The organism is Variovorax sp. V35 (genome assembly GCF_041154465.1).
Classification (GTDB): Bacteria; Pseudomonadota; Gammaproteobacteria; order Burkholderiales; family Burkholderiaceae_C; genus Variovorax; species Variovorax boronicumulans.
In genome coordinates this window covers 2,953,971-2,980,443 of the sequence record NZ_AP028666.1, presented here as the reverse complement: position 1 = coordinate 2,980,443, position 26,473 = coordinate 2,953,971, and the positions used below count along the sequence as shown (strand labels likewise).

27 protein-coding genes are annotated in these 26,473 nt (G+C 70.0%); 10 read left to right on the top strand and 17 right to left on the bottom strand.

The genetic code is table 11. From position 1 onward, the window contains the following. Positions 1 to 10: 10 nt before the first annotated feature. The 3 genes from ACAM42_RS13795 to ACAM42_RS13785 all read right to left on the bottom strand — a co-directional run bounded on the left by ACAM42_RS13795 (position 11) and on the right by ACAM42_RS13785 (position 2,540). Complete coding sequence (locus ACAM42_RS13795; protein WP_062474407.1) at positions 11 to 259, bottom strand: hypothetical protein; 249 nt, start codon at positions 257 to 259, stop codon at positions 11 to 13. A gap of 108 nt (positions 260 to 367) precedes the next feature. Beyond that, positions 368 to 1,279, bottom strand: coding sequence for a DUF3014 domain-containing protein (locus ACAM42_RS13790; RefSeq protein WP_369632345.1), 912 nt, complete (start codon positions 1,277 to 1,279; stop codon positions 368 to 370). Between the two features lie 142 nt (positions 1,280 to 1,421). Continuing rightward, positions 1,422 to 2,540, bottom strand: coding sequence for a DUF2855 family protein (locus ACAM42_RS13785; protein WP_369632344.1), 1,119 nt, complete (start codon positions 2,538 to 2,540; stop codon positions 1,422 to 1,424). A 50-nt stretch (positions 2,541 to 2,590) separates the two neighbouring features. Between ACAM42_RS13785 and ACAM42_RS13780 the strand changes: the two genes are divergently transcribed. Further along, positions 2,591 to 3,211, top strand: coding sequence for a TetR/AcrR family transcriptional regulator (locus tag ACAM42_RS13780; protein WP_369632343.1), 621 nt, complete (start codon positions 2,591 to 2,593; stop codon positions 3,209 to 3,211). Here the strand turns inward: ACAM42_RS13780 and ACAM42_RS13775 are convergent. From ACAM42_RS13775 to ACAM42_RS13760, 4 genes are all read right to left on the bottom strand, one after another. Continuing rightward, on the bottom strand, positions 3,186 to 3,863 hold the full coding sequence (locus tag ACAM42_RS13775; protein WP_070059384.1) for an alpha/beta hydrolase: 678 nt from the start codon (positions 3,861 to 3,863) through the stop codon (positions 3,186 to 3,188). The genes ACAM42_RS13780 and ACAM42_RS13775 overlap by 26 nt on opposite strands. 39 nt (positions 3,864 to 3,902) lie before the next feature. Further along, the gene (locus ACAM42_RS13770) at positions 3,903 to 4,943 is read right to left on the bottom strand and encodes an NAD(P)H-dependent flavin oxidoreductase (RefSeq protein WP_369632342.1); all 1,041 of its coding nucleotides are present in this window, start codon (positions 4,941 to 4,943) and stop codon (positions 3,903 to 3,905) included. A 129-nt stretch (positions 4,944 to 5,072) separates the two neighbouring features. Continuing rightward, positions 5,073 to 6,374, bottom strand: a complete 1,302-nt coding sequence (locus ACAM42_RS13765; protein WP_062474398.1) for a UDP-N-acetylglucosamine 1-carboxyvinyltransferase — start codon at positions 6,372 to 6,374, stop codon at positions 5,073 to 5,075. 166 nt (positions 6,375 to 6,540) lie between these two features. After that, complete coding sequence (locus ACAM42_RS13760) at positions 6,541 to 7,467, bottom strand: DUF3883 domain-containing protein (protein ID WP_369632341.1); 927 nt, start codon at positions 7,465 to 7,467, stop codon at positions 6,541 to 6,543. A 111-nt stretch (positions 7,468 to 7,578) separates the two neighbouring features. Between ACAM42_RS13760 and ACAM42_RS13755 the strand changes: the two genes are divergently transcribed. Further along, positions 7,579 to 8,298, top strand: a complete 720-nt coding sequence (locus tag ACAM42_RS13755; RefSeq protein ID WP_369632340.1) for a hypothetical protein — start codon at positions 7,579 to 7,581, stop codon at positions 8,296 to 8,298. A 3-nt stretch (positions 8,299 to 8,301) separates the two neighbouring features. On the opposite strand, the gene ACAM42_RS13750 is transcribed toward ACAM42_RS13755, so the two are convergent. After that, on the bottom strand, positions 8,302 to 8,619 hold the full coding sequence (locus ACAM42_RS13750) for a hemagglutinin (protein ID WP_369632339.1): 318 nt from the start codon (positions 8,617 to 8,619) through the stop codon (positions 8,302 to 8,304). A gap of 109 nt (positions 8,620 to 8,728) precedes the next feature. On the opposite strand from ACAM42_RS13750, the gene ACAM42_RS13745 reads away from it, so the two are divergent. Beyond that, entirely contained in the window at positions 8,729 to 8,950 is a 222-nt protein-coding gene (locus tag ACAM42_RS13745) for a hypothetical protein (protein WP_369632338.1), read from the top strand. Between the two features lie 11 nt (positions 8,951 to 8,961). Here ACAM42_RS13745 and ACAM42_RS13740 read toward each other — a convergent pair whose 3' ends face one another. Beyond that, positions 8,962 to 9,231: a hypothetical protein gene (locus ACAM42_RS13740; protein WP_354346453.1), complete on the bottom strand. Its 270-nt coding sequence runs from the start codon at positions 9,229 to 9,231 to the stop codon at positions 8,962 to 8,964. A gap of 107 nt (positions 9,232 to 9,338) precedes the next feature. On the opposite strand from ACAM42_RS13740, the gene ACAM42_RS13735 reads away from it, so the two are divergent. From ACAM42_RS13735 to ACAM42_RS13725, 3 genes are all read left to right on the top strand, one after another. Then, positions 9,339 to 11,435, top strand: coding sequence for a S8 family serine peptidase (locus tag ACAM42_RS13735; RefSeq protein ID WP_369632337.1), 2,097 nt, complete (start codon positions 9,339 to 9,341; stop codon positions 11,433 to 11,435). Between the two features lie 89 nt (positions 11,436 to 11,524). After that, positions 11,525 to 11,776, top strand: a complete 252-nt coding sequence (locus ACAM42_RS13730) for a hypothetical protein (protein WP_070095020.1) — start codon at positions 11,525 to 11,527, stop codon at positions 11,774 to 11,776. A 94-nt stretch (positions 11,777 to 11,870) separates the two neighbouring features. Next, positions 11,871 to 13,475 (top strand): phospholipase D-like domain-containing protein, encoded by a 1,605-nt coding sequence (locus ACAM42_RS13725; RefSeq protein WP_369632336.1) that lies wholly within the window; start codon positions 11,871 to 11,873, stop codon positions 13,473 to 13,475. On the opposite strand, the gene ACAM42_RS13720 is transcribed toward ACAM42_RS13725, so the two are convergent. After that, positions 13,466 to 14,452, bottom strand: a complete 987-nt coding sequence (locus ACAM42_RS13720) for a LysR family transcriptional regulator (RefSeq protein WP_369632335.1) — start codon at positions 14,450 to 14,452, stop codon at positions 13,466 to 13,468. The two genes, ACAM42_RS13725 and ACAM42_RS13720, sit on opposite strands and share 10 nt — an antisense overlap. A 128-nt stretch (positions 14,453 to 14,580) precedes the next feature. Between ACAM42_RS13720 and ACAM42_RS13715 the strand changes: the two genes are divergently transcribed. Together ACAM42_RS13715 and ACAM42_RS13710 are read left to right on the top strand one after the other, a co-directional pair. Next, entirely contained in the window at positions 14,581 to 15,801 is a 1,221-nt protein-coding gene (locus ACAM42_RS13715) for a M20 aminoacylase family protein (protein ID WP_369632334.1), read from the top strand. 47 nt (positions 15,802 to 15,848) lie between these two features. After that, positions 15,849 to 16,844, top strand: a complete 996-nt coding sequence (locus ACAM42_RS13710) for a Bug family tripartite tricarboxylate transporter substrate binding protein (RefSeq protein WP_369632333.1) — start codon at positions 15,849 to 15,851, stop codon at positions 16,842 to 16,844. Positions 16,845 to 16,860: 16 nt separating this feature from the next. On the opposite strand, the gene ACAM42_RS13705 is transcribed toward ACAM42_RS13710, so the two are convergent. Then, positions 16,861 to 17,061, bottom strand: coding sequence for a hypothetical protein (locus ACAM42_RS13705; RefSeq protein ID WP_369632332.1), 201 nt, complete (start codon positions 17,059 to 17,061; stop codon positions 16,861 to 16,863). 157 nt (positions 17,062 to 17,218) lie between these two features. Between ACAM42_RS13705 and ACAM42_RS13700 the strand changes: the two genes are divergently transcribed. Both ACAM42_RS13700 and ACAM42_RS13695 read left to right on the top strand, forming a co-directional pair. Beyond that, positions 17,219 to 17,509: a hypothetical protein gene (locus ACAM42_RS13700; protein WP_062474377.1), complete on the top strand. Its 291-nt coding sequence runs from the start codon at positions 17,219 to 17,221 to the stop codon at positions 17,507 to 17,509. Positions 17,510 to 17,623: 114 nt separating this feature from the next. Further along, a complete protein-coding gene (locus ACAM42_RS13695; protein WP_369632331.1) occupies positions 17,624 to 18,511 on the top strand; it encodes an amidohydrolase family protein in 888 nt (295 codons plus the stop codon). An 11-nt stretch (positions 18,512 to 18,522) separates the two neighbouring features. Here the strand turns inward: ACAM42_RS13695 and ACAM42_RS13690 are convergent, their stop codons facing one another. From ACAM42_RS13690 to ACAM42_RS13665, 6 genes are all read right to left on the bottom strand, one after another. After that, positions 18,523 to 19,278 (bottom strand): tRNA-uridine aminocarboxypropyltransferase, encoded by a 756-nt coding sequence (locus ACAM42_RS13690; RefSeq protein WP_369632330.1) that lies wholly within the window; start codon positions 19,276 to 19,278, stop codon positions 18,523 to 18,525. Positions 19,279 to 19,334: 56 nt separating this feature from the next. Beyond that, complete coding sequence (locus ACAM42_RS13685; protein WP_369632329.1) at positions 19,335 to 20,558, bottom strand: DUF1501 domain-containing protein; 1,224 nt, start codon at positions 20,556 to 20,558, stop codon at positions 19,335 to 19,337. 14 nt (positions 20,559 to 20,572) lie between these two features. Next, the gene (locus ACAM42_RS13680; RefSeq protein WP_369632328.1) at positions 20,573 to 22,168 is read right to left on the bottom strand and encodes a DUF1800 domain-containing protein; all 1,596 of its coding nucleotides are present in this window, start codon (positions 22,166 to 22,168) and stop codon (positions 20,573 to 20,575) included. 116 nt (positions 22,169 to 22,284) lie between these two features. Beyond that, positions 22,285 to 22,959: a DsbA family oxidoreductase gene (locus tag ACAM42_RS13675; RefSeq protein WP_062481278.1), complete on the bottom strand. Its 675-nt coding sequence runs from the start codon at positions 22,957 to 22,959 to the stop codon at positions 22,285 to 22,287. 47 nt (positions 22,960 to 23,006) lie between these two features. Then, on the bottom strand, positions 23,007 to 24,428 hold the full coding sequence (locus tag ACAM42_RS13670; protein ID WP_369632327.1) for an MFS transporter: 1,422 nt from the start codon (positions 24,426 to 24,428) through the stop codon (positions 23,007 to 23,009). 49 nt (positions 24,429 to 24,477) lie between these two features. Continuing rightward, the gene (locus ACAM42_RS13665; protein ID WP_369632326.1) at positions 24,478 to 26,379 is read right to left on the bottom strand and encodes a bifunctional sugar phosphate isomerase/epimerase/4-hydroxyphenylpyruvate dioxygenase family protein; all 1,902 of its coding nucleotides are present in this window, start codon (positions 26,377 to 26,379) and stop codon (positions 24,478 to 24,480) included. Positions 26,380 to 26,473: the final 94 nt, after the last annotated feature.

The following is a 26,473-nucleotide window of genomic DNA, read 5'->3' as shown; positions in this document are numbered from 1 at the left end:
CGCCCGCCGTTCAGCCTTCGCGCCGGTACATCGCCCACTTCACGGTGAGCAGGTCCGCGGCGATCTTCGCGGCGTTCACGCCCGCGTAGGTTTCGGACGGATCGAAGGCGAAGGCCGCCTGGTAGCGCTTGATGTGCGCGTAGTCCCGATCGAAGGTCATCGGGCCCATGAGTTCGGTCGGGTCGGTGCCGGCGGGAAGCGCCAGGAATTTCCCGGGGTCGGTGGTGCTCTGGTAAAGATCGACGCTCATCAGGTTCATGGCTTGCCCTCGAAGTCGTAGGCGCAAATCATCTCGACCCTTCGCGCCGCATGCAATCGGCCCGCGCCTACAGGGCGTGCAGGCGGGGCGCTGTCAGTGCATCGCGCCTCAGGGCTGCTTCTTCTTCGCGATCTCGCCGGTGGCGATCTGCGCGCGCAGCCCGCGCAGGCTGGCCTTCATCTTGCGCTCGTTCTCGGGCCCCATGCGCACCAGGATCTTCTGGCCGGCCGAGAGCGACTCGAGCTTCGGGTCGGCGTATTCGTAGCGCACCCAGGGTCGCTGCGAGGGGATGTCGCCCTTCACCTCGACCAGCTTCACCTGCACCGGGCCCGTGGGTTCGGGCGCTTGCAGCAGGTGGTCGATCACGGCGATGAAGCGGTCGTTGAAATAGCGGCCCGGATAGCCCAGCTCTTCGTACGCCTGCTGGAACAGCGGGTACAGCCGCGCATACACCGCCGCCGCCTTGGCCGGATCGACAGCCCCGGCCAGCATCACGATGCCGTTGTAGCGCGCCGCGTTGTTCGCCGCGATGGTCTGCACGCCGCCCTGCTGCGGCCCCTCGGTGATGAAGCGCTGCGGCGCGGGCTGCACGGGCCACTTGCTGGCGGGTGCCTGCTCGCGCGGCAGGTTGTCGACGGTGGCGACGAAGCGCCGCACCACGCCGTCGGACTGCAGGTAGGCCGCCACGGCCTTGCCGCCCAGCAGCTCGGTGAGCGCCTTCATCACGCGCGAGTCGGAATTGCCCAGCGCGGGCAGCGCGGCATCGGGCGGGGCCAATGCTTCGACCGGGTTCTGCGGGCCCTTCGGCTCTTCGGCCTTCGGTGGCTCGGGGGGCGCGTCGGTCGGGGCGACGGCCACGGGCGCGGTCGGCAGCGGCGCCAGTTGCTGCTGCTGGTACCAGCGCCAGCCGAAATAAGCCGCCACCAGCACGACCAGCGCCAGGCCGACGATGGTGCCCATCGGCGCTTCCTTGCGGGGTCGGAATTCGGGGGTGTCGCGGGGGGAGTCGGCGTCGGACATGGGCGGTTTCCTTTTGCGGGATGGCAGTGGGGAGACGAAAGGCAATGGTGCACCAGGATGGCCTGCACGGCCCGCACGATCGCCACGTTCTCGTAACCCCCTGTGACGCCCCACCTGCGCCGAAGTTCAGTCGCTCAACCCCTCATTCGCCGCCGATGCGCACCACATGCGCCTCGCGCGGATCGACGCGGCCCGCGTGCAGGTCGGCGATCACGGCCTGCGCATGCGCGAAGCCGCGGCCCTGCGCCAGCGTCATCCAGCGGTTGCCCGGGCGGCTCAGCTCCGCGATGAAGCGGCCCTGCGCGTCGTTGAAGCGGCGATTGACCTCCTGCGGCCCCCAGTCGGCATTGCGCTTGCGGATCTGCACGGGCGCGAAGTAGAGCTTCGGCGTGGGGCCGGGCAGCGCGCTGGTGTCGCCGAGGAATTCGGTCTTCTGCGCCGAGCCCGCATAGCAGTCGTACACCAGCGATTCGCCGAAGTGGTGGTGCACGGTGGCGCGCAGGTCGTCGTGGCCCGCGAAGTCGACGTACAGCGTGGGCACGTCGGCCGCCAGCGTGGCGATCTCGCCGTAGGCCACCGTGCGGTCGTAGCAACCCAGCGCCTCGACGAAGGCGCGGTTGCCTTCGGAGGTGGCCGCGATCAGCTGCAGGCCTTCGCGGCGGCCAAGGCAGAAGGCCGTGCCGAACGCCGTCTTGCTCGATGCGCTCGACACCACGACCTGCGTCGCGCCGAAGAAGCCGTTGTCCTCCAGGAAGTCGGCCAGCATGAACGAGGTGATGAACAGCGGGCGCACCAGCATCTGGTAGTCCTCCAGCGCGGCGACGTAGCCCGCGTCGTGGCTGCAGCGCATGTACTGGTTGTAGGCCGACACCAGTTCGCTGCGGTGCGCCGCGCCGTCGTAGAAGCCGCGCGGCGTCACGCGCACCGGCTGCATGCGCAGGTGGCTCGCGATGGGGAAGTAGCCGTAGAAGCGCTCGCCCACGGCCACGCCTTCGACATTCGACGCCACCACGTCGGCAAAGCCCCAGGCCGGCATGTGGCCCCAGTCGGCGTCGCCGGTGGGAAAGAACTGCCAGTACTTCATCACCGCATCGCCGAAGGCCGCGTAGGTGATGTTGTTGGTGGTGAGCGAGAAGCGCTCGATCTGCATCAGCACCTCGCCCGGCTGCAGGCTGCCGGCGTCTTCCGAAGTGACGATGCGGGTGGTCCCGAGTGCGTTCTTGCGCGTTTCGAGGCGGGTTAAAGTGAATGCGTTGTTCATTCGCAAACTGTAGGACGGCCCGCTTCGCCGCGGGTTCGGAAACCCGGTCCATGCCCGCCGCACCCCGCTCCAAGCCCCTGAAACGCCCCACCCAGGCGCGCGGCAAGTTCACCGTGCAGGCCATCTACGACGCCTTTGTTCGGATTTGGCGCACGCAGGGCTGGGAGGGCGTGACCACGCGCGCCGTGGCGCTCGAAACCGGCATCGCCGTCGGCACCTTCTACGACTACTTTCCCGACAAGGAAGCCCTGCTCTCGGGCTATGTGCGCCACTGCGTCGAGGCGCTGCTGGCGCGGCTCGACGAAGAGGTGATTGCGCCACCGGATATCGACTGGCATGAACGCATCAAGCGCCTCGTGCGCCTCACCTGCGACACGCGCATCGACGGCTTGCCCGCCTTCGACCACGAGATGCTGATGCTCGAACACCGCGTGGCCGAACCCAAGCACCACCGGCGCGTGTACGACGAGCTGCTCGCACGCTGGACGCAGGCCTTCGCCGCCTGCCGCGACCTGCAGCCGCCGCCCTCGCCCGCCACCGTGCAGGCGCTGCTGACCGCGGCCTGGGGCGGGCGCCGCTACCGGCTGCTGGTGCAGCCCGACGACGCGACGGGCGATGCGTGGGTCGCCGAGATGGAAGCGATGGTCACGGCGCGGCTGTTGGCGCGCTGAGCGCCTGCAGCCACGCCAGCGTGCCCTGCAGCTCGGCCGGGCGGATCTCGTGCGCGCCCGGGAAGTCCGAGCCCGACAGCGCCAGCGGCAGCCCGCGCGCCAGCTCGCGCGTGGCCTGCGCGGCGCTCGGCGGAATCACGTTGTCGGCGCTGCCGTGGCTCACCCACAGCGCCTTGCCCGCGAAGGCCTCGGGCGGCGCGATGTGCGGCACCACCTCGGGCAGCAGCCGGCTGTGCCACACCAGCGCGGCGCGCAGCTTCTCGGGCTGCGTGAGCAGCAGCGACAGCGACATGATCCCGCCCTGGCTGAAGCCGCCGACCACCACGCGCTCGGGCGGAATGCCCAGCTGCTGCGACGCCGACGTGACCATCTCGCCGATGAGGAAGCGGCTTTCGCGCTCCTGTTCTTCGTCGATGCGACGCCCGCCGTCGGCCAGCACCTGGAACTCGAACCACGCGTAGGAACCGGGCGACAGCACGTACGGCGCGCGCAGGCTCAGCACATGGAACTGCGGCGGCATCATGCGCGCCAGGCCGAACAGGTCCTGCTCGTTGCTGCCCACGCCGTGCATCAGCACGAGCAGCCAGGGTTCAGGGCCGCCCGAGGGTGCGGGATGGTGCAGGAACTGCAGGGGCAGATGGAGCGATGTCATAGGTCGGAGGGGCTCGAAAAAAATGAGGGACGGCGCGGCTCAGCGAAAGCCCTTGGCCAGCGCCCGCGTGACCTCGGCCGAGGACACCTCGCGGCAGCCGGTGGCGTTCTGCCCCGACCACAGCGGAGAAAAATCGCCGCTGCCCTGCGCCTCGGCCTTGGCGCGCAGCGGCGCGATGCCCGAGGTGGCGAGCGGAAATTCCGGCGCCGGGCCGATCGGGCCCAGCTCGCGCATCACGCGGTTGACGATGCCGCGTGCCGGCCGGCCGGTGAACAGGTTGGTGAGCGCCGTGTGGCGCGCGGCCTCGCTCTTCAGCGCCGCGCGGTGCAGTGCGCTGGTCGTGGCCTCGGGCGTCAGCAGGTAGGCCGTGCCGACCTGCACGCCGGCCGCGCCCAGCGCCATGGCCGCGGCCACACCGTCGGCATCCGCGATGCCGCCGGCCGCGATCACCGGCACCTTCAGGGCGCGCACCAGCTGCGGCAGCAGCGCGAAGGTGCCGAGCTGCTTCGTGAGGTCATGCGACAGGAAGTGGCCACGGTGCCCGCCGGCCTCCAGCCCCTGCGCGATCACCGCATCAACGCCCTTCGCTTCGAGCCACAGCGCCTCCTCGACGGTGGTGGCCGAGGCCAGCACCTTCGCGCCCCAGCCGCGCACCTTGGCCAGCAGCGGCTCGGGCGGCAGCCCGAAATGGAAGCTCACCACCGGCGGCTTGAACTCGGCCAGCAGGTCGGCCACCTCGGCGCTGAAGGGGTTGCGCCCGGGGCCGGTCGGGATGCCCGCGGGGTCGATGCCGAACTCGGCGTAGTACGGCGCGAGCGCGCCGCGCCAGGCGGCCTCGCGTGCCTCGTCCGGCGTGGGCGGGGTGTGGGCGAAGAAATTGACGTTGAAGGGCTTGTCGGTGCCCGCGCGGATCGCCGCGAGTTCGCTGCGCATCGCATCGGGGCCGAGCATCGCGCACGGCAGCGACCCCAGCGCGCCTTCGTTGCACACCGCGATCGCCATCGCGCTGGCCTGCGCGCCGGCCATCGGCGCCTGGATCAATGGAAGTTCGGTGCCGAGGATCTGTTGCAACGTCGTCATTCGGGGTGCGCTCCTGTGTCCGTGTGTCGAATGCACGGCATTGTCCGGCCAAGCCGTTGAGCGCGGCGCCCGCGGGGTCATCGGGCAGCGGGACAGGTCAGCCGCAGCAGCGCGCAGCCTCCCGCAGGCTCACTCCTCGCTGGTCCACTCCACCTGCACGCCCAGGCTGCGCAGGTTCTCGACGAAGCGCGGGTGCGCGCGCCGGATCGGCGTGGCGTTGCGGATCTCGGACTTGCCCTCGATGCTCGCGGCCACCATGAACAGCGCGATCGCCACGCGGATGATGTAGGGGCTCTCGACCACCGCCGGCGTGAGCGCGTGGCCGCCGAAGGTGATGAGCCGGTGCGGGTCGGACGAGAACACGTGCGCACCGAACTTCGACAGCTCGCCGGTCCAGCCCAGCGCACCGTCGTACACCTTGTTCCAGAACATCGCGTTGCCCTGCGCGCGCACGCCCAGCGCAATGAAGATCGGCAGCAGGTCGACCGGGAAGTACGGCCACGGCGCGGCCTCCACCTTGGTGAGCACGTTGCTGGTGAACGGCGTCTGCACCTTCAGCGGGCCGCTGCGGATGGCGCGCGACCAGCCGTCGGCATGCTCGATCTGCACGCCGAACTTGGCAAAGGTGCGGTCGATGAGCGGAAAGTTGCCCGGCGCGCTGTTGCGCACCACGACATCGCCGCCCGTGATCGCGCCCAGCGCCAGGAAGGTGGTGATCTCGTGGAAGTCTTCGTCGAAGCGGAACTCGCCACCGCCCAGCGCGCCGCCGCCATGCACCGTGAGCCGCGAGGTCCCCATGCCCTCGATGCGCACGCCGATCATGGCCATGAAGCGGCAGAACTCCTGCACGTGCGGCTCCGAGGCCGCGTTGGTGAGCGTCGAGGTGCCGCCCGCGGCGGCCGCGCACAGCACGAAGTTCTCGGTGGTCGTCACCGAGGCGTAGTCCAGCCAGTGGTCGGTGGGCGTGAGGCGGCCAGGCGCATACACCAGCAGCGAGCCCTCGGTGCGCTCCACCTGGCCGCCGAAGCGCTGGAACACCTCCACGTGCGGATCGATCTCGCGCACGCCCAGCGTGCAGCCCTTGACGTTGTCTTCCAGCCGCGCCACGCCGAAGCGCGCCAGCAGCGGCGGCACCAGCATGATCGACGAGCGCATTTCCTCGGGCAGGCGGTGGAGCGCCGCATCGAAGGTGGTGGCGCGGTGGTGCAGCTCGAGCGTGCCGCTCTCGTGGTCCATGCGGACCTCGCTGCCCAGCGTGCGGAAGATGTCGAGGATCTTGCGCACGTCGGTGATGTCGGGCACCCCGTGCAGCCGCAGCGGCTCGCCGGTGAGCAAGGTGGCGCACAGCACCGGCAGCACCGCGTTCTTGTTGGCGGAGGGAATGATGCGGCCGCGAAGGGGCGTACCGCCGTGCACGATGAGGTTGGACATGAAGGGGGGCGAACAGAGGGGGCGAAGGCACGAACTGTTCGCGCCGGACGGCGGAACTTTACCGTTGGAAACGACGGGTTTCCGGGGGCTCAGTTGTAAGAATTTGGAAACGCCCGCGGCGCACTGGTGCAGCCGCGGCGTGGCCTGGGAGGCCCCGGGAGGCCGGTCAGGCCTTGCGCTGGAAGCCCGGCGCCTGGTCCACTTCGGTCGGCTTGTAGATCTTGTGCGCCGCCGTCGCGCTGCCCGCGTCGGCCACCACCAGCAGGCGCCACAGCGGCTCGCGCACGGCGCACATGCTTTCGTCGGGCGTGAGCGCGAAGGTCGGCAGCGCCGGGGCGGTGCCCTTCACGACCACCTTGAGCAGCATCGCGCCCTTGGCGTTCGACACCTCGATGTCGTAGCCCAGCGCCTTGCTGGTGACGTCTTCCGCGTTGTAGCCGTAGCCCTTGAAGTGGCCCATGACATAGGCCATGGCGGCGGCCTGCACGGCGTCCGTCGTAGTCGGGCCGGCCGGGGCGGCGTCGGCGGCGTCGGCGTCGTCGGCCGCCGGCACGCCGCCACGGGCCTTCGCGGCCGTGATGTCGGCCTCGGTCGGCACCCAGCCGCGCGCACCGCGCACCAGCACGGCGAGCTGTTGTTCAGGCTCCCAGCTCGCGACGTGCCATTCGGCGTCGTCGCGCACGCGGGTCGACACCTTGGCGCTCTTGTTGCTCTCGAGCTCGGCGATGGCGACGCGGTTGGTCTGCAGCACGGCGCGGAAGCCCTGGCCGGCGTCGAAGGTGCGCTTGAGCAGGGCCAGGCGGTCCTTGGCACGCTGCGCCTGCTGGGCGCTGCGCACGCCGCCGCCGGGGCGGCGCTGGGCGTCGAGCGATTCCAGGTAGAACCAGCGGCCACCGGCCGCCACGCTCACGTACTCGCCCCAGATGGTGGCGATGACGTTGTCGCCGGTGGCGAGCCAGGCGTGCTCGAACGGCTTGTCGCGTGCGTCGAACACCCCCATCTTGGCGACGATTTCGACCGGCGTGAGGCGCGGTCCGGAGAGCCGCATCTCATCGATGGCGGCGAGCACGGAGGGGTCGACTTCCTTGTCCATTCAGCGGAATTCTGGCGAGTTGGGAGGGGGTGGGAGTATGCCGCATCGGCCGTCGCTCCCTGGTGCCCGGCGCCGCGCCGCGTGTACCCTCCGTGCCTTGAAAGCCCCCGCATGCACGACCTGCTGACCTCCTATTTCTGGCACGGCGACACGCTGCGCAGCCGCAGCGTGAGCGGCATCGTGCACGCGGCCCTGCTCGACGTGCCCAAGTCCCCGGCGCGCCTCGTGGCCGACTGGCAGCGGGAGATCGCCACGAACGTGCCGCTCGAACCCGGTGATGTCGAGCCCATGCCGCTGGCCCGCGCGCGCACGCGCTGGCCCGACTACGCGCGGTGCGTGCAGGCGATGTCCGGCTGGCTCGGCACGCTGGGCCTGCCCGCATCTTTGCTGCCCGCCAGCGACGTCGCCCTGATGGCCTGCCGCGGCGCGCGCTACCACCACGACGGTGCGCAGTACGGCGGCGCGGCCTTCTGCAACCTGTTCCTCAGCGAGGACAAGGGCCTGGACGTGCACTTTCCCGTCACCGGTCACCGCATCCCGCTCACGCGGGGCACGGCCCTGCTGTTCGACACCGGCCAGCCCCACGCCGTCGTGCCGCGCGGCAGCGACCACGGTTTCGATGCGGCCGACTTCCCGTCTTCGCTCGATCGCACGCAGCTGTTCCTGACCTGGGAGCTGTCGATCGAAGACGCACAGGTGGCGCGTCTGCTCGGCGTCGGCTTCGATGTCGATCCGGTCACCGCGTCGCGGCTCGGTGAAGAACAGGTTTGGGTGAACGGCGAACCGGCCGAGGTCTGCGCGAGCTCGGGCCGCTGGCGCAGCGCCGAGTAGCGATCAATCGCCCTGGCGGTAGTGGTTCCCCGGCCGCGCCGCCGAATCGATGATGTCCCGCCACGACTTGCCCGCGCTGCGCAGTTGCTCGATCGACGGGCCCAGCGTGCTGCCGTAGCGGCTGTGCGACCTGGCTTCGAGGGCCTGCAGTTCGGCTGACGGCGTCAGCGCGCGGTAGTGCAGCTTGAGATCGTCCCGCTGCGCGAAGATCCAGCGCGCCACCTGTTCTTCACTCACACCGTCGGCCAGCATCCGCGCAGCGGCAGGCCCCAGCTCGGCCACGGCCGCTTCGTAGGTCTTGCGTACGTTGAGGTCTGCCATGCGGACTCTGGAGTGGATGTGACGGGCGATCCGGCCCATTGTGCATACGACGAGGGCGCTACAGTCGCTGTCCCCTCGTCTCTTTTCGTGCATGCCCGGAGCCCCGACGATGCGCCATCTCTTCAACGTGTTCGGCCGCACCCTGCGCGTCGAAATGACCGACGCCCGCTGGCGCAGCCACTGGGTCGGTCCCGATGGAAAACTGGGACTCGCCCAGCTCGCGATTCCGCCCGACGTGGCGCCGGCCGACCTCGCGCAGTACCTCTACGACATCTACCACGAGAACGCGACGCCGACGAACGGCGATGTCTTCGAGATCGGGGCGAAGTGAGCCCGGCGCGGCTATCGCTGCGCGGCCTTCGATGACGACCGAAACGCCAGCCAGGCCACGCCGCCAAACGCCAGCACGAACACCAGCAACGGCCCCACCTCCCGGGCCCTGAAGCCCTCGCTCGCGAGGTTGCCAAGCAAGGTCCACGGCACCAGCGGAAACGCAAGCAGCACCACCACCGCGGGCACATGCGCGTGCAGCGGAAAAAGAACCAGCGCAAGGCCGGTCGACAGCAGGCTCGCCACCAGGTACGCGAACAGAAGCTTGAACACCACTTTCATGCGGCGATTCTGACCGCCTCCTTGCCCAAGCCGGGGTGACAGATGACACGGCAATCTGCTACACCTCGCGGTACCCACCCGTCCCCCTGCGCAAGGAGATCCGACCGATGGCCCCAGCCAAGAAGCGCGTCGCCGCGAAGAAGCCCTCGCCCGCTGATACGAAAGTCCCCAGGATGCCGCACGGGGCGCTGACGCCGGCGCTGTCGTCGGGCAGCGTGCGGCTGCACGTGACCGGGCAGATCAAGCTGCTCAACAGCTGGGTCGACCTTCCGCCCGAGATGGCCGCCGCGATGGTGGCGCAGTCGGCCCACGCCGATGCGCCCGCCGCGGGCCACCTGCCGGGCGAAGCCTCCCCCGCCCTCACCGCCGCGCTCGCCGGCACGGCCGACGCGCTGTGCACGCGGCTCTCGCCCGTGTCGACCTTCGGGCTCGCACAGCTGCAACGCCTGCCGATGGACGTCGAGACTTCGATGGACCCGCGCCTGCAGCTGGCGGTGATGAACCGCCGCGCGGGCAAGCAGAGCATGCCCATCTCGTCCGCCGACGGCGACTCGGTGCCGGTGGTGGCGCGCGTCACCAGCCATGCCGAGTGGGCCGACATTCCCGATGTCGATGCGGGTTCCGACATCGGCACCGCCGACGACGGCACGGTGCTCGTCACGGGCCGCATTCCGCTGGGCAAGGCCGAGGCGATCCGCCAGCATCCGGCCGTGCTCAGCATGAAGGCCTCGCAGCCCGTGCTGCCGGCGCTGAACAACACCATCGCGTCGATGGGCGTGCAGGCCGACAACCCCGCGCTCGCCGGCACGGCGGGCGGCGCCGGCGTGGTGATCGGCGTGGTCGACTCGGGCGGCGACTTCGCGCACCAGAACTTCCTGAAAGCCAACGGCAAGACGCGCCTGCTGGCCCTGTGGCAGCAAGGCGCGCCGGCCAAGGCCAACAGCCCCTACGGCTACGGCCGGCTCTTCGAGGCGGCGGACATCGACAAGGCGCTGAAGAAGGCCGACCCGTACAAGGCGCTGGGCTACGACCCCGGTGCGGGCATGCCGGGCAGCCCGGGTTCGCACGGCACGCATGTGATGGACATCGCCGGCGGCAACGGCCGGGGGTCGCTGCAACCCGGCGTGGCACCGAAGGCCGACCTGATCTTCGTCGAGATGTCGGCCCGCGACATCGCGTGGACCGGCCACAACGCGGTGTTCAGCTCCTTCGGCGATTCGGTGCAGATGCTCGAGGCGGTGAAGTTCATCTTCGACCGCGCCGGCGACAGGCCCTGCGTCGTCAACCTGAGCCTGGGCACGAACGGCGGCCCGCACGACGGCACCTCGCTGGTCGAGCAGGGCTTCGACGCGCTCGTGTCGCAAAAGCCCAACCGCGCGATCGTGCTGGCGGCCGGCAATTCGCAGGAAGACAACACGCACACGGCGGGCACGGTGCCCGGCAACGGGCACCTCGACGTGTCGTGGACCCTGGTCAACGGCAAGGGCGGCGAGTTCGAGCTCTGGTACGGCGGCAGCCAGCGCCTGCGCGCCGAGCTGCTGGGCCCCGACGGCGAGGTGCTCGCGAGCGTGGCGCCGGGCGAAAACTTTCCGCTCGGCGCGGGCAACGGCGAGATCGCCGCGTTCCTCAGCAGCCGCATCACCGACCCGAACAACAAGGACAACGTGATCGGCATCTGGCTCGCACCCAACTGGCCCGACGGCGAGTTCAAGGTGCGGCTGCATGCCCTGGCCGCCGACGACGTGCCGTTCCACGCATGGCTCGAACGCCTGGACAGCGGCCAGTCGTACTTCGGCCAGCCGGTGAAGTCGCACCTGCTGGGCTCGCTGTCGACGGGAAAACTGTCGATCGTGGTCGGCGCCTACGACGCCCGCAAGACGGGCGAGCCCGCCGCCAGCTTCTCGAGCGCGGGCCCGACGCGCGACGGCCGGCCCAAGCCCGAGGTCAGCGCACCCGGCGTGCAGGTGAAGGCCGCGCAGTCGCGCACGAAGGACGGCATGGTGAAGAAGTCGGGCACCAGCATGGCGGCGCCGGCGGTGACAGGGCTGGTCGCGCTGATGCTGGCCAAGGCCCACAAAGCGGGAAAGAAGCTGACCATCGCCGATATCCGAGCCAAACTGAAGGCGGGCGTCAAGCCCGGCGCGGGGCCGGCCGGCTGGGACCCGCAGCGCGGCGATGGCCGGGCCGGCAGCGGCGCGATCTGACGATCCAGCCATGACCCCCACGCCCGGTGCGGTTGTGCCGAACCCGAGCGGGGGGTGTAATCTGTGTTCCCGCCCCCATCTGCCCTCTCATGCCCATCGATTTGCGCTCGCTCAAGAAGCTCGACTTCTCGGCCGCCCCCGCGCCGGTGTCGGGCGAGCGCGTCGTCGTGCTGGTCAAGCTGTGCGAGGGCGCCGAGCGCCCGGACTACATCGCCGCGCGTGCCGACATCTCGCCGGGCCTGTTCTCGGCCGAGATTCCGTTGGACAAGCTCCAGCAGCTCGAAGCCGATCCGGCCGTCGAGTCGGTCGAGCTGTCGCGCCGGCTGCCCAACATCTCCTGACACGCGACCCACCCGGGTCGCTGCCTTCGCGCATGCCATGCCGGCAGGCGCCCGCACACGCGTGCCCCACAACAACCCAGCCCAAGGAACACCCATGAAAGTGCTCGACGATGCCGCGCGCGCGGCGGTCCGGACGGTGATCGCCACCCACCAGGCGCAGCTGGCCACCCTGCCCGGCTACGTGGCGGCGGAGCCGGGCTTTCCGCTGGTCGACGGCCGGTTCCTGCGCGAGCCCGCGGTGATCGTGCTGGTCGACCGCAAGCGGCCCTTGTCGGAGGTGCCCGTGGCCGAGCGCGCGCCGCGGCAGCTCGGCCCGTACCGCGTCTGCGTGATGCAGGCCGACCCCGCACGGCAGCTGGCCGCCAGCGCGGACTTCGAGGACACGGTGAACGCGCTCGCCGAAGCGGCCGTCAACCTCGTCTACAAGCCGCCGGCAGGCCAGCCCATCGACAAGGTCTACAACGTGAAGCAGCCCTTCCTGTGCCACGTCGGCCCCGACGCGGGGTGGCCGGTGCTGCGGCCCTTTCTCGAAGGCACCACGCGCTCGCTCTCCGTGGCGATGTACGACTTCAACGCCGACCACATCGCCCAGGTCTTCATCGACCTCGTGCGCGACGGCGGCATCGCGGCGGCGCTGAGCTGGGACGACGGCATGACGAAAGAAGAACAGGTCATCCGCAAGAAGCTTCGCAAGCTGCAGCAGGAGGCCGACTTCAGGGCCTGGCTCGTGCAGTGCGGCAAGGGCCGCCGCTTCGCCAGCGCGTACCACGAGAAAGTGGCGGTGCGCGACCACAAGGCCTTCTGGCTGTCGAGCGGCAACTGGAGCAAGCGCAGCCAGCCCGACATCGACCCCGTGGCCACGCCCGCGCAGGCCAAGGGCATGTTCAGCAAGGGCAACCGCGAGTGGCACGTGATCTGCAGCGACGCCGTGCTCTCGAAGGTCTTCGAGAAGTACATCCTGCACGACCTCAAGGCCTCCGAGAAGGAAGAAGCCGACGGCACCGCCGACGCGGCGCTGGACGTGGCGCCCAAGCTCACGTTGCCCGACGTGTTCGTGCCGCTCGACCACCTGCTGGAGCAGGCTGTGGCCTTCGCGGGGCCGGTGGTGCCGGTCGAACCCGCGCGGCTGCCGGCGGTGAAGACCACCGTGAAAGTCCAGCCCGTGCTCACGCCGGACAACTACCTGCCGCACATCAATGCGCTCATCGACAGCGCGCAGGTCTCGCTGTACCTGCAGTTCGCCTACATGACCTGGAGCGATGCCGACAAGGACGCCGACTTTCGCGCGCTGCTGCGCAAGCTGGCGCAGCGCAGCACCGAGCCGGACCTCGACCTGCGCATCATCCTGGGCAGCACCAGCGCGGCCGACAACATCCGCAAGCTGGTCGAGGCGGGCTGCAACCAGGACGTGTTCCGCGTCCAGGGCAGCATTCACAACAAGGGCATCATCGTGGACGGCCAGGCGGTGCTGGTGAGCAGCACCAACTGGTCAGGCGACGGCGTGCTGCGCAACCGCGACGCCGGGCTGATCATCCACAACGAAGAAGTGGCGCAGTACTACCAGCAGGTCTTTCTCGACGACTGGGACTCGCGCGCCAAAAGCCGCGTGGACGACGACCCGCCGGTGACGCTGGCCTCAGCCGGCGCGCCCACGCCACCGGGCATGGTGCGCATGTCGTGGAGCGACTATCACGGGTGAGGCAACGGGGTGTCCGGCGCCGCCTCGATGAAATCCACCGAGTGCAGCACCCGCCGCAGCTCCGGATCGTCCGAGGCCTGCCACACCGGCAGCTGCGCCAGGAAGTGCGCAATGAAACGCGCCGCCGCGTGCGACGGCGCCTCCTGCGCGCGGCGCACGATGCCCACCACGTTGCTGTGGAAGCGCTCGCGCAGCTGCAAGGTCACGAGCGCATGGCGCAGGCTCTCGGTTTCCACCAGCGGCCAGGGGCAGAAGGTGAGCATGTCGGTCTTGCGCACGAGGCCCAGCATCATGGACGGCGAATGCGCCAGCTGGATGCGCTGCACGGGCGCGGCCAGGCCGTGCTGGCGAAACAGGTTGTCGAGAAAGCTCGCGCCCTCGCCCGGCGTGAAGTTGAGCACCCAATCGTCCTGCAGCAGCTCGGCCATCGACTGCGCAGCGGCCCGCGGATGGCCGCGGCGCGCCACCACCGTCATGTCGTAGCGGAACAGCGGCTGCGCCTGCAGCCCCTGCATGGCCTCGTCGGGGCCGATGCGGCCGATCAGCAGGTCCAGGCTGCCTTCGCGCAGCCGCGGATAGCTGAGCGCGGAGAGCCCGTCGAACATCTCGAGCTGCACGTGCGGCAGCTCTTCGCGAAACAGCGACACCACGCGCGGCAGCAGGGTCTGCGTGATCCAGGGCGTGATGGCCACGGTCAGGCGCTGCTGCGCGCCGGTGTCGCGGTGGCGTGAGAGCGTGTCTTCGGCCTGGCGCAGTTGGGCCAGCACGCGCTGCGCATGCTCCAGCAGCTCCAGCCCGGCCGGCGTGAAGGCGATGCCGCCGCCGTGGCGCGTGAACAGCGCCACCTGCGCATGCGCCTCGAGTTCGCGCAGGCCCTGCGTGACCGTGGCCTGGGTGACGCCCAGTGCCCGCGCGGCGGCGCGGATGCTGCCTTCGGAGGCGACGGCGGCGAGATAGCGGAGCTGGTGCAGCTTCATGGCGGCCGATTATCCGCAGCCGTCCGCAGCGACAGGCTGCGCCCGCCCCTGCATGGCGGCGCCTGTCTGCCCCCGCAGGCAGCGAATTCCTAGACTCGCCGCAAGACAGCAAGGAGACAGATTCCCCCATGACGACCTACACCGTCGACAACGCCGCCGCCCTCGACAGCGTGCTGCCCGCCGTGCGCGAGGTCGCGCCCGAGATGGTCGGCCTGCGCCACCAGATTCACGCGCACCCCGAGCTGGCCTACGAAGAGCACGTCACCAGCGAGCTGGTGGCCACGCGCCTGGCCGAGTGGGGCTACGAGGTGCACCGCGGCCTGGCCGGCACCGGCGTGGTCGCCACGCTGCAATGCGGCACGGGGACGCGGCGCCTGGGCCTGCGCGCCGACATGGACGCACTGCCGATCCAGGAAACGACCGGCCTGCCCTACGCCAGCCAGGTGCCCGGCAAGATGCACGCTTGCGGCCACGACGGCCACACCAGCATCCTGCTGGCCGCCGCGCGCGTCATCGCGCAGGAGCGCGGCTTCGACGGCACGCTGCACCTGATCTTCCAGCCGGCCGAGGAAGGCCTGGGCGGCGGGCGCCGCATGGTGGAAGAAGGCCTGTTCGAGCGCTTTCCCTGCGACGCCATCTTCGCGCTGCACAACATGCCCGGCTTTCCGGCGGGCAAGTTCGGCTTCAAGGAAGGCTCGTTCATGGCCTCGTCCGACTCGGTCACGATCACGGTGACGGGGCGCGGCGGACACGGCTCGGCGCCGCACCTGTCGGCCGACCCGGTGGTGGCGGCGGCGCACATCGTCGTGGCGCTGCAGACCATCGTGTCGCGCAACGTCGACCCGCGCGAGATGGCGGTGGTGTCGGTGGGCGCGATCCACGGCGGCGATGCGCCCAACGTGATTGCCGACAGCGTGCAGATGCGCCTCACGGTGCGCGCCTACCGCCCCGAGATCCGCGCCATGCTGCGCGAGCGCATCACCGAACTGGCGCAGGCGCAGGCCGCCACGCTCGGCGTGAAGGCCGAGGTGGACTACCACTGGCGCTACCCTGCACTCGTCAACGACGAGGAATCCACGCGCTTCGCACGGCAGGTCGCGCACGACTGGCTGGGCGACGACGGCCTGCTGCCGCCGCTGGCGCCGCTCACGGGCAGCGAAGACTTCTCTTTCATGCTCGAGCGCTGCCCCGGCAGCTACCTGATCGTGGGCAACGGCGAAGGCGAGCACCACCGCACCGGCGGCTGCATGGTCCACAACCCCGGCTACGACTTCAACGACGCGATCCTGCCGATCGCGGCCAGCTACTGGGTGCAGCTGGTGCGGCGCTTCCTGGGCGCGCGGGCCTGAGCGGGCCTTTCGCCTTTCCTTTCCCACTCCTTCGTACTGGAACCGCGATGACCCGTCTTGCTTCTTCTTCCGTTTCGCGCCGTGTGGTCTTGAGCGCGCTCGGCGCCACCGCCTTCTGTGCCGCCGCCCCCGCGTTCGCGCAGGGTACCTACCCTGCCAAGCCCATCAAGCTGCTGGTCGGCTACGCGCCGGGCGGCTCGGTCGACATGGCCGCGCGCGTGGCGGCGGACATCCTGTCGGCCAAGCTCGGCGCGACGGTGGTGGTCGAGAACGTGACCGGCGCGGCGGGCGTGGTCGCGGCGCAGCGCGCGGTGAGCAGCCCCGCCGACGGCTACACGCTGCTGGCCGGCTCCAGCAACGAGATGGCGGCCACGGTGCTGGTGAACCCGGCGCAGCGCTACGACCCGGTGAAAGACCTGACCCCCGTCAGCCTGCTCGCCGTCGCGCCCGTGCTGCTGGTGGCGAGTCCGAAGGTGGGCGTGAAGAACCTCGACGAGTTCATCGCCCTGGCCAAGCGCAACCCCGGCAAGTTCAGCTACGGCAGCTCGGGCGTGGGCTCGACGCTGCACTTCGTGGGCGAGCAGATCAAGCAGCGCGCGGGCCTGTTCCTCACGCACATTCCCTACCGCGGCACCGCGCCGCTCACGAGCGACCTGGTCGGCGGCACGCTCGACTTCGCGATCGTGTCGCCCACCGCCGCGGCACCCTTCCTGCAGGGCGGGCGGATCGTGCCGCTGGGCGTGTCGTCGGCCAAGCGCTTTCCGGGCCTGCCGCAGGTGCCGGCGCTCGGCGAGCATCCGCAGCTGAAGGGCTATGAGTTGAGCGGCTGGTTCGCGCTCGCGGGCCCGAAGGACCTGCCCGCGCCCATCGTGCAGAGCCTGCGCGCGGCGCTGCAGGCCGGCCTGGCCGACCCGGCGATCCGCCGACGGCTGGAAGAAGGCGGCTCCATTCCCGCCACGGGCAAGGAAGACCTCGGGCAGATCATGCGCGAGGACACGGCCAAGTACGCGACGCTGGTGAAGTTCGCGAACATGCGCGACTGAGGCCTGCCGACCCGTTTCAGCGCGGGGCGTCGCCCCCCTGGCGCTCCTCCACCCACCACTTCGCCTGCGCGGCATTCATCGCGCGCGCGTTAACAATCATTTCCTCGATCTGCGCACGCGTGGCCGGTGAATCGACCATCCACGCGGTCTGCACGGCATGCACGGGCCCGCCTTCGGCAAGCCGGTATTCCAGACAAAAACGAACCTCATTGCTCATCGGTGATCGAACCCTCTCTCTTCGCCACCGATTCTGTCTGACTCAAGTGAAACAGAACGCTTCTTCGATGCGTCGCAGCCACAGGAACCGATGGCGTTTTGAGGCCATTCGTTCACAATGATTGCACCGTTGTTGCAGCGGAAAGGAGTGTGAAACCATGTTCGACTTCTTGTTTCGGCCCACCCACACGGCCTATTTGAAACGTGCCTCGGCACTGCTCGAGGAGGCCCAGATGGCGCGTATCGAACACCAGGCTGCCGCAGAGCATCACAGCGCCCTCGCCCGCATGTACGCGGAACGTGCCCGGCGGCTCGAGAACGAGCTGTACCGGCAACCTCGCGCCGCGGAGCACGGCACCGAGGCAGTGGCGGTCGCGGTGGAAGACCGCCCGCAGCTGTACTCGCTGGATGGCAGCCGCAAGGCGACGACGCACCCGGCCGGCAGCTGACGCCGGCCCGCGCGATCGCCTCGAGGTCGCGCCCGGCGACAAGGGCGCGGCTGTGCCGATGCGGTGATCCGGGGTGATGTAATCCGGCTCCCCGGCCCTCACCGCGAGAACCCCATGCGCTTCATTGCCTGCATCGCCGCCTGCGCGGCCTTGGCCCTGTCCCAAGCCCACGGGCAAACCGCCGCGCCTTACGACGGCCCGCTGTTCGACACCCACCTGCACTACAACCAGGAAGCCTGGGACGGCACCGCCGGCCCCTTCCCGCCCACCGAGGCGCTCGCGCGCATGCAGCGCAACCAGGTGAAGGCCATCGTCGCGAACTCGCGGCCCAACGCCGGCACGCAGACCCTGGCCGCCGCGCGCGAAACCCGCGCCGCCGGCGTCACCGTGGTGCCCTTCGTGCGCCTGTACCGCAACCGCGACGACTACAACAACTGGTTCCGCGACGAAAGCATCCACGAGATGGTGTTGGCCGAACTGGCGCGCGGCACCGCCAGCGGCCCCTACCGCGGGCTCGGCGAGTTCCACCTGTACGAGAGCGCCAACGCCAACGGCCCGGTGGCAAAGAAACTGATCGCACTGGCCGAAGAGAAAAAGCTCGCGGTGCTCGCGCACGTGGACGACGTGGCCGTCGACCTGCTGATGGCGAACGCGCCGTCGAAGGGCCGCTCACTGCGCCTCATCTGGGCCCACACCGGCATCGGCGGCACGCCGGTCGAGCGCGTGCAGGCGATGCTGGAGCGCTACCCGCTGCTGATGGGCGAACTCTCGTACCGCCCGGGCCTCACCTGCGAAGGCGGTCGCCTGTGCCCCGAATGGCGCGCGCTGATCCTCAAGCACCCCGACCGCTTCATGGTCGGCTCCGACACCTGGGTCAACCAGCGCTGGAGCGCCTACGACGAGATCATGCGCGGCTACCGCACCTGGCTGGGCGACCTGCCGCCCGCCGTGGCGCAGCGCATCGCCTGGGGCAACGCGGCGGCGCTGTTCGACCTGCGCTGAGACGGACCATCTCAGGCGGCCTGATCGCGCCGCGCGGCCACCTCGCGCAGCCGCTGGTGCGCGGCGCCGTCCCACGCGACCGGCTGCTGGTTTTTCGCGCACAGGTAGTGGTGCGTGAACACGCCCAGGTAGGCGTCCAGCGTCTGCTGCGCGGCCTGCTCGCCGGCCAGGTCCATGCACATCGCCGCCACCTCGCTGGTGCAGAAGTGGTCGTCGCGGCCAGAGTTGCGCAGCTTGTACTGCGTGATCTGCTCGGGCTGCAGGCTCAGCACCGGCAGCCGGTCGAGGTAGGGGCTGCGGCGAAACATCTTGCGCGCCTCGCCCCAGGTGGCGTCGAACAGGATGAAGAGCGGACGTTTCGCGCTGCCGCCACCAGCTGCATCAGGCGATGCAGGAACGCTCAGCACCACGCGCTCGGGCGCCGCGTACTGCCCCGGGAACACCACATAGGGTTGCCATTGCGGGTCGCTCAGCAGCGCCAGCAGCGCGGGATCGGTCTCGGTGCGGGCCCAGCCGAAGGCGAAGGTGTCGGCCACCACATCGGCCACCAGCCACCCGGTATTGGTCGGCTTGAGCGGCTCGATGTCGGCCATGAGCAGGCACACCCCCGCGCGCGTGGCCACCGGAGGGCGCACGGCGCACATGCAGTGGCTGGGCACCAGGCGGCAGCCCGCACAGCGCTCGCGCTTGAAACCGCCACGGGCAAGAAAAGGCTTGGCGCTGCGCGCCAGGCGCGCGGCGCGAAGGAGGGAGACGGCGTGAGGCATGCCCCGATTCTCGGTGGCGTGGCCGCCAGCGCCGTGCGGCGGCATGCGCCGGATCGCTAGACCAGCCGCAGGTCCTTCACCGCCGCACCGCCGAACACCCGCGCCACCTGCGCCGTCGACAGCCCGTACATCCGCTGGAACAACCCGCCCAGCACCGCCCGGTACTCGTTGAGCACCGCGTGGTCGCGGTTCTGGAACAGCGTGGCCTGCGTCAGCGGCTGCTGCTCGCCCACGACGCGCCCGCCCGCCTGTGCGGCCAGCCCACCGCCGAGCACCCAGTACACGGTGCCGTGCCCGTGGTCGGTGCCGCGGTTGCCGTTCTCGCGGAAGGTGCGGCCGAACTCGCTGACGACGACCACCACGGTCTGGCGCCAGGCGGACTCGCCCATCTCCTGCGCGAAGCCGGCCACGCCGCGGCCCAGCTCTTCGAAGCGGTTGGCCAGGTAGCCCTTGGCCGCGCCCTGCCCCACGTGGGTGTCCCAGCCGCCGACGTCGACAAAGCCGATGTCGAAGCGCTCGCGCATCAAGAGCGCCATGCGGCGCGCGACCTGCTCGAAGCCCTTCGGGCTCATGGCGTTGCGGCTGGCGGCGTCCATCTCGGCCTGCATGGCGCGCACCACCTCGTCGCGCACCTGGAAGCCCTCGGCCACGGGCTGCGCGAGCGCGGTGTTGCGGTACATGGACGCAATGATCTGGCTCTGCCGCGCATCGAGGGCCTGCCGCGCCACGCCCGCGAGCGCCATGTTGGCGGCCTTGGCGTCGTCGCCGCGCAGCACGATGGGCAGCTGGTCGGTGAAGGCGATGGGCGACACGTCGGCCAGCGGTCCGGCGCCGAGCACGCCGGCCAGCCGGTTGAGAAAGCCCGAGCGATAGTCGCGCCGCGCGTTGTCGGGCGCCACGCCGAGCTCGATGGCGTCCTGCGTCTCGAAGTGGCTGCGCGTGAGGTCGTCGGTGCCGGCGAAGGCGATGAAGGCCGCCTGCTTGCGCTGGTACAGCGGCAGCACGCTCTGCGCAAGCGCCGGGTGCAGGCCCCAGTCGCCACCGTCCAGCGGCAACGCGCCGTCGGGCGTGCCGGGCCGGGGGATGGCGATGTTAGGCCGCGAGGCGTAATAGAAGTCGCTGTTCGCGGTGGGCACCAGCAGGCTGGTGCTGTCGTAGGCGCCGCGCAGGAACACCACGAGCAGCTTGGTGCCCTCGGCCGCGGGCGCGGCAACCGCGCGCGCGGCGGCGCCGGCCAGCGGCGTGGCGGCGATGAGTTGCAGCAGGTGTCGACGTTGCATGGCGGTCCCTCTTTTCAACGCCGCATCAGCTCGGGCGATGCGAGCAGGAAGGTGTTCCACTCCGGCGGGTTCTTCGCCTGCGCGAGTGCCTGCTGCGTGTCGGCGCTCAGGCCGGGTTGCAGCGCATGCACGGCGCGCGATTCAGCCAGCGGCGGAAACGGCGGCTTCTCGAGCGGCGCCTTGTCGTCGGTGCGGAACAGCACGGCGCCGCCGGTGCCGATGGCGCGCGCAATCTCGAAGCGGGTGTTCATCTGGCCCGCGCTGGCCCAGGCGGCCTCGTTGAGCGGGTAGCCGTCGGGCGTCTCGTGGGCGTACAGGGTCTCGCCCATGCGGTTGATCCAGCCGATCATCGGCGTGGTGTTGAGCACCACGCGCTCGTCGTAGGCCAGCCGCACGCCCGCCACCACGTAGTGCACGGGGTCGCGGAACTTGCGGCCCAGCGAGGCCGCGAACTCGCGCGACTCGAACAGCGTCTGCAAGACGGCCGCAATGTCGCCATCGCTGCGCGTGAAGGTGGCGGCCATGCGCTCGACCAGCGCGGGCGGCGGCTCGTCGGCCACGAAGTACACGGCGAGCTTGCGCGAGATGAAGCGCGCGGTGGCCGGCGCGCGCGCCAGGCGGTCGAGCGCCTCGTCGGTCTCGGCCAGGCCGCGCGCCTGGATGGGCTGGCCCAGGTAGGTCTTAGGGCCGTAGTCGTGCCGGTTCGGGTGGAACTCGAACAGGCCCTGGCGCACGTAGTCGGCGCGCACGGCCGGGCGCACCGCGGGCGGCGTAGCGTCGGGCGGCTGCACGCTGACGCCCACGCCGGTCAGCACGCGCGCCAGCTCCTGCACATCGGCCTGCGTGTAGCCGCCGCCCACGCCCAGCGTGTGCAGCTCCATGAGCTCGCGTGCGTAGTTCTCGTTGATGCGGTTGGCGGCGTTCTGCGCGTTGTCGAGGTAGCGCAGCATGGCCGGGTGCCGCGCGGTGGCGCCCAGCAGGTCGCGGAACTTGCCGAGCGCGTGCGGGCGGATGGCGTTCTCTTCATAGTCGCCGACCATCGCGCGCACCAGGTCCTTGCGGATGCTGACGCTGAAGTGGTTCATCCAGAACCAGGTCATCTGCTCCTGCAGCTGGTTGGGCGAGTACAGCGCGCGCAGCAGGAAGCGCTGCTGCGCCTCGCGCGCGAGGGTGTTGAGTTCCTGTTGGTAGGCCGTGCGTGCGGCCTTCTTCGCTTCTTCGTCGGGCAAGGCGTCGGCGGCCTTGCGCCGGGCATCGAGCGCGAAGACGAGCTGGTCGAGCGGCGTGCGCGAGATGGCCATGGCGTCGACCTGCGCCTGCGCCGCCGCGGGCAGCGGACGCGGCGCGGGACGCAGCTGGCGGCCCATCCAGCGCGGCAGGCCATCGCGCGCCAGCTCGGCCTGGCTGCCGGCGTTGGCGCCCCAGCTCACGCGGTCGAGCCAGCGCAGTTGCGCGGCGGGCGTGTCGGCGGCATGGCCCAGCGCCGTGAGCGGCGGGCCCTCGGGGCGCAGCAGGCCGGTGGAACAGGCGGTGAGCGCCAGCACGGCGGCCAGCGTCACGGCGATCGCGCGCGAGCGGTGCAGCTTCGGAAACGGCATGCGGTCGATCATGCGCCCTTCAACCGCCGCGCGATGTAGGCGGTTGACCGACCTCGGCCCGCGCTCAGGTAAAGCTGAAGGTCAGCTTCGTTTCAGGACGAAACGGCAGGGCCGCGGCCCCGGGGCCTTCAGGCCGTGGCGGTACGGCTCGGCTCCGCGCCCGCAATCTGCCGCAGCGCGCGCTCGAACACCTCGACCGGCTGGCCGCCGGAGATCAGGTGCTGATCGTTGATGATGATCGCGGGCACCGAGTGGATGCCGGCGTCGGTGTACAGGCGCTCGCGTTCGCGGGTTTCCTGCGCGAACTCGTCGCCGGCCAGGATCTCGCGAGCCCGCGCCGCGTCGAGCCCCGCCTCGGTCGCCGCACGCACCAGCACCTCGATGTCCGAAGGGTTCTGGCTGTCGGTGAAGTAGGCCTTCAGCAGCAGCTTCTTGAGCGCCACCTGCTTGGCCGGGTCTTCCAGCTCGGCCCAGTGCAGCAGGCGGTGGGCGTTGAAGGTGTTGTACACGCGGGGCCGGCCCCCGGCGCTGAACTCGAAGCCGACGGCCGCGCCGCGCTGGCGGATCGCCTCGCGGGCCTGGGCCTGCTGCTCGCGCGAGGAGCCGTACTTCTGGTTCAGGTGCTCGAAGGTGTCCTGGCCTTCGGGCGGCATCTGCGGGTTCAGCTCGAAGGGCTGGAAATGCAGCTCGGCCGTGACCTCCGGCGCCACCCGTTTCAGGGCGGCCTCGAGCGAGCCGAGGCCCACGGCGCACCAGGGGCAGGACACATCGGAAACGAAATCGATCTTGAGATGGGCGGTCATGGCGCCATTCTTCATGGCGCCACAACCCCTTTGTGCGCGCGGGGTCTTCAGGCCATGGCCTTGCGGCGCTCGCGCTCCGTGCGGGCGCTGGCCAGCGTTTCTTCGCGCAGCCGGTCGTACTCGGCCTTGTCGACCGGCACGGCGTTCGGGTTGCCCAGGTCGTGCATGTGGACGCGGTAGGTCTCGCGGGCGCTCATGGCGGCCAGCGCGGCCAGCACGGTCACGGCGAAGGTGATCGCACCCACGGTGAACCAGATGTTGGTCGAGCCCGGAGGCGCCACGGCGGCGAACAGCGCGGGCAGCAGCGCGGTGAAGGTGGTGCCGATGTTCTGCGAGATGGCCATGGCAGACACGCGGTTGCGGGTACGGAACAGCTCCGGGTAGAAGCTCGGGAAGGTCGCGTTGTAGCCCTGGTACACGACGCCCCACATCAAGAGCGACATGCAGATGGCCAGCGGCACGTTCTTGATGCTGATGGCGTACAGGTACACGAACGACAGCAGGCCCGAGGCGAGTGCGCCCACGATGATCGGCGGCTTGCGGCCGATGCGGTCCGACAGGTTGCCCACGAACGGGATCACCAGCACGGCCAGGATGTTGCCCAGCACGGGAATCCACAGGTACACGTCTTTCTGGAAGCCGATGCCGTAGGCGGCCTGCACCGCGTAGGCCGCGCCGAACACGGTGGCGACCACGGGAATCACGTTCATGAGCGCCATGCAGATCACGCGCAGCATGTCGCCCCAGCTGTCGGTCAGCGCCTGGACGATCGGCGCCTTGGCCACTTCGCCCTTCTGGTCGACTTCGGCGAAGGCCGGCGTCTCGTCGACCTCGCGGCGGATGATGTAGCCGGCCACGATCACGATGAAGCTCAGCAGGAACGGAATGCGCCAGCCCCACGAGTTGAAGGACTCTTCAGGCATGTAGTGCGCCAGCGGAAGGAACACGGCGGCCGCCAGGATCTGGCCGGCCTGCACGCCCTGCAAGGTGAAGCTCGCGAAGAAGCCGCGACGCCCGAACGGCGCGTGCTCCAAAATCATCGAGCTCGCGCCCGAAATTTCGCCGGCCACCGCGAAGCCCTGCACCAGGCGCAGGAACACCAGCAGCGCCGGGGCCAGCAGGCCGACCTGGTCGTAGGTCGGCAGCAGGCCCACGGCCACGGTCGAGAAGCCCATCAGGAACATGCACAGCACCAGCACCTGCTTGCGCCCATGCGTGTCGCCCCAGTGGCCGAGCACGAAGGCGCCGATGGGGCGCGCGACATAGCCCACGCCGTAGGTCGCGAGCGACGCGATGATGGCCGTGGTCGGGTCGCCCTTGGGAAAGAAGATCTGCGGAAAGATCAGCGCCGCGGCGGTGGCGTAGATGAAGAAGTCGTAGTACTCCAGCGCCGAGCCGATCCAGCCGCTGGCGGCGGCTTTCCTCGACTGGTGCTTGCCTTGCGGCTCTTTGGCGGATGGATGGGCCATGGGTTGTCTCCAGTGGTGTGACGAAGGTGTCGGATGCGAGGGGAAAAAATCAGTCTTGTTGTTGGGGCTGCTGCGCCTGCGACGCCATGCGCGCGGGTGCGTTGAGCGCGCCGTAGGCGTCGTAGCCGCCCACGCGCTGCGCGACCTCGAAGAAGAGGCCGCCGTCGAAACTCTCGGTGTAGATGTGCAGGTAGTCGCCGGCCGCCGAGCGGTCGAACAGCACGCCGGCTTCGCGCATGCGCGCCAGCAGCTCGGGCGCCACGTCGATGCGCGTGGCCAGGTCGTCGTAGTAGTTGTCCGAGATCGGCACGAAGCGCGTGCCATTGGCGCGCAGCCGGGCCACGGTGTCGAAGATGTCGTCGCAATCCAGCGCGATGTGGTGCACCGCGCCGCCGCCGGTCACGCTCAGCGTGCGCGCGGTGCGCGTGCGCTGGCTCAGCGACACGTTCAGCACCAGGCGCAGGCTGCGGTCGGCATTGGCCACGCCGCGGCTGCGGATCAGGCCGAAGGGGTCGGCCAGCTCCAGGCTCTCGCCGGGCTCCAGGCCGAGCACGGCGCGCGTGAACAGCACCCAGGTGTCGAGCTGGTCGAGCGCCAGGCCCAGCGCCACATGGTCGATGCGCGTGAGGCCGGCATCGTGCGCATCGGGCCCTGCGTCCTCGAGGATGAAGTCGGTCTCGTACAACCCGTTGGCGCCCAGCGCCTCGGGCACGAAATGGATCAGGTTGCCGCCCGGCGCCACGATGGCCGGCACGCGCAGCTCGTTCGGCCCGACCGGGCTGTCGTGGCGCTGCGAACGCATGGCGCTGGCGCGGCCCACGGCCGCGAGCGGGTCGGCGCAGCGCACGCCCAGCGCACAGACCGAGGTGCCGTGCGCCTCGAAACGGCGGCGCGCAAACGAGTCCGGGTGCGCGTTGACGATGAAGTGGATGCCGCCCTGGCGGTACAGCGTGACGGCCTTGGAGCGATGGCGCCCCACGCGGCGAAAGCCCAGTTGCCCGAGCAGCGCGCCGAGCGTGACGGCCGAGGCCTCGTCGGCCGCGAACTCGATGAACGACAGCCCCGAGAGCGCCGGCGCCAGCGGCGGGTTGAACAGCTCCACGCGCTGCGGCTGCACGGGGGCATTCCCGTTGGCGAGCCGCTCGCGCGTTTCGCTTTCGAGGTACAGCAGCGAGCGCATCGCATCGACGGCGGTGCGGCGGTTCGGCGTCTCGCGGAAGATGTCGTTGAAGATCTCCAGCGACAGCGGCCCGGTGTAGCCCGCGCGCAGCACCTGTTCGAAGAAGCCGACCACGTCGAAATCGCCCTGCCCCGGGAACGAGCGGTGGTGGCGCGCCCACTGCAGCACGTCCATCGACAAGAGCGGCGCATCGGCCATTTGCACGAAGAAGATCTTCTCGCCCGGAATGGCGGCGATGCCCGCCGGATCGTCCTTCAGCGACAGCGTGTGGAAGCTGTCCAGGATCAGCCCGAGGTGCGGGTGGTCGGCGCGCTGCACGATGTCCCAGGCCTGGGCGTAGCGCGAGGTGTGGCGGCCCCAGGCCAGCGCCTCGAAGCCCACGCGCAGGTTGCGGCGCGCGGCGCGCTCGGCCAGTTCGTGCAGCTGGGCGGCGGCGCGCGCCGGGTCGTTCACCGACAGCGGCGAGGTGTTGGAGCAGCACAGCACCAGCGGCGCGCCCATGGCTTCCATGAGGTCGAACTTGCGTTCGGCGCGCTCCAGGCTGCGGTGGAACTGCGCCTCGGGCATGCCTTCGAAGTCGCGGAACGGCTGGTACAGGTCGATAGCCAGGCCCAGGTCGGCCACGATGCGGCGCAGCTCGGCGGCGGTGCCGCGGAAGTTGACGAAGTCGGCTTCGAACAGCTCGATGCCGTCGAAGCCCGCGGCCGCAATGGCTTCGAGCTTCTGGCGGAGGGTGCCGCTGAGCGAGACGGTGGCAATGGCGCGGTGCATGGGGATGGACTGTAGAAAGAGCCCGGGCGCGCCACAACGCAAATCAGCCCTGCCTGATCGATGATCGCACGCTACCGATCATCATTCGCACGAA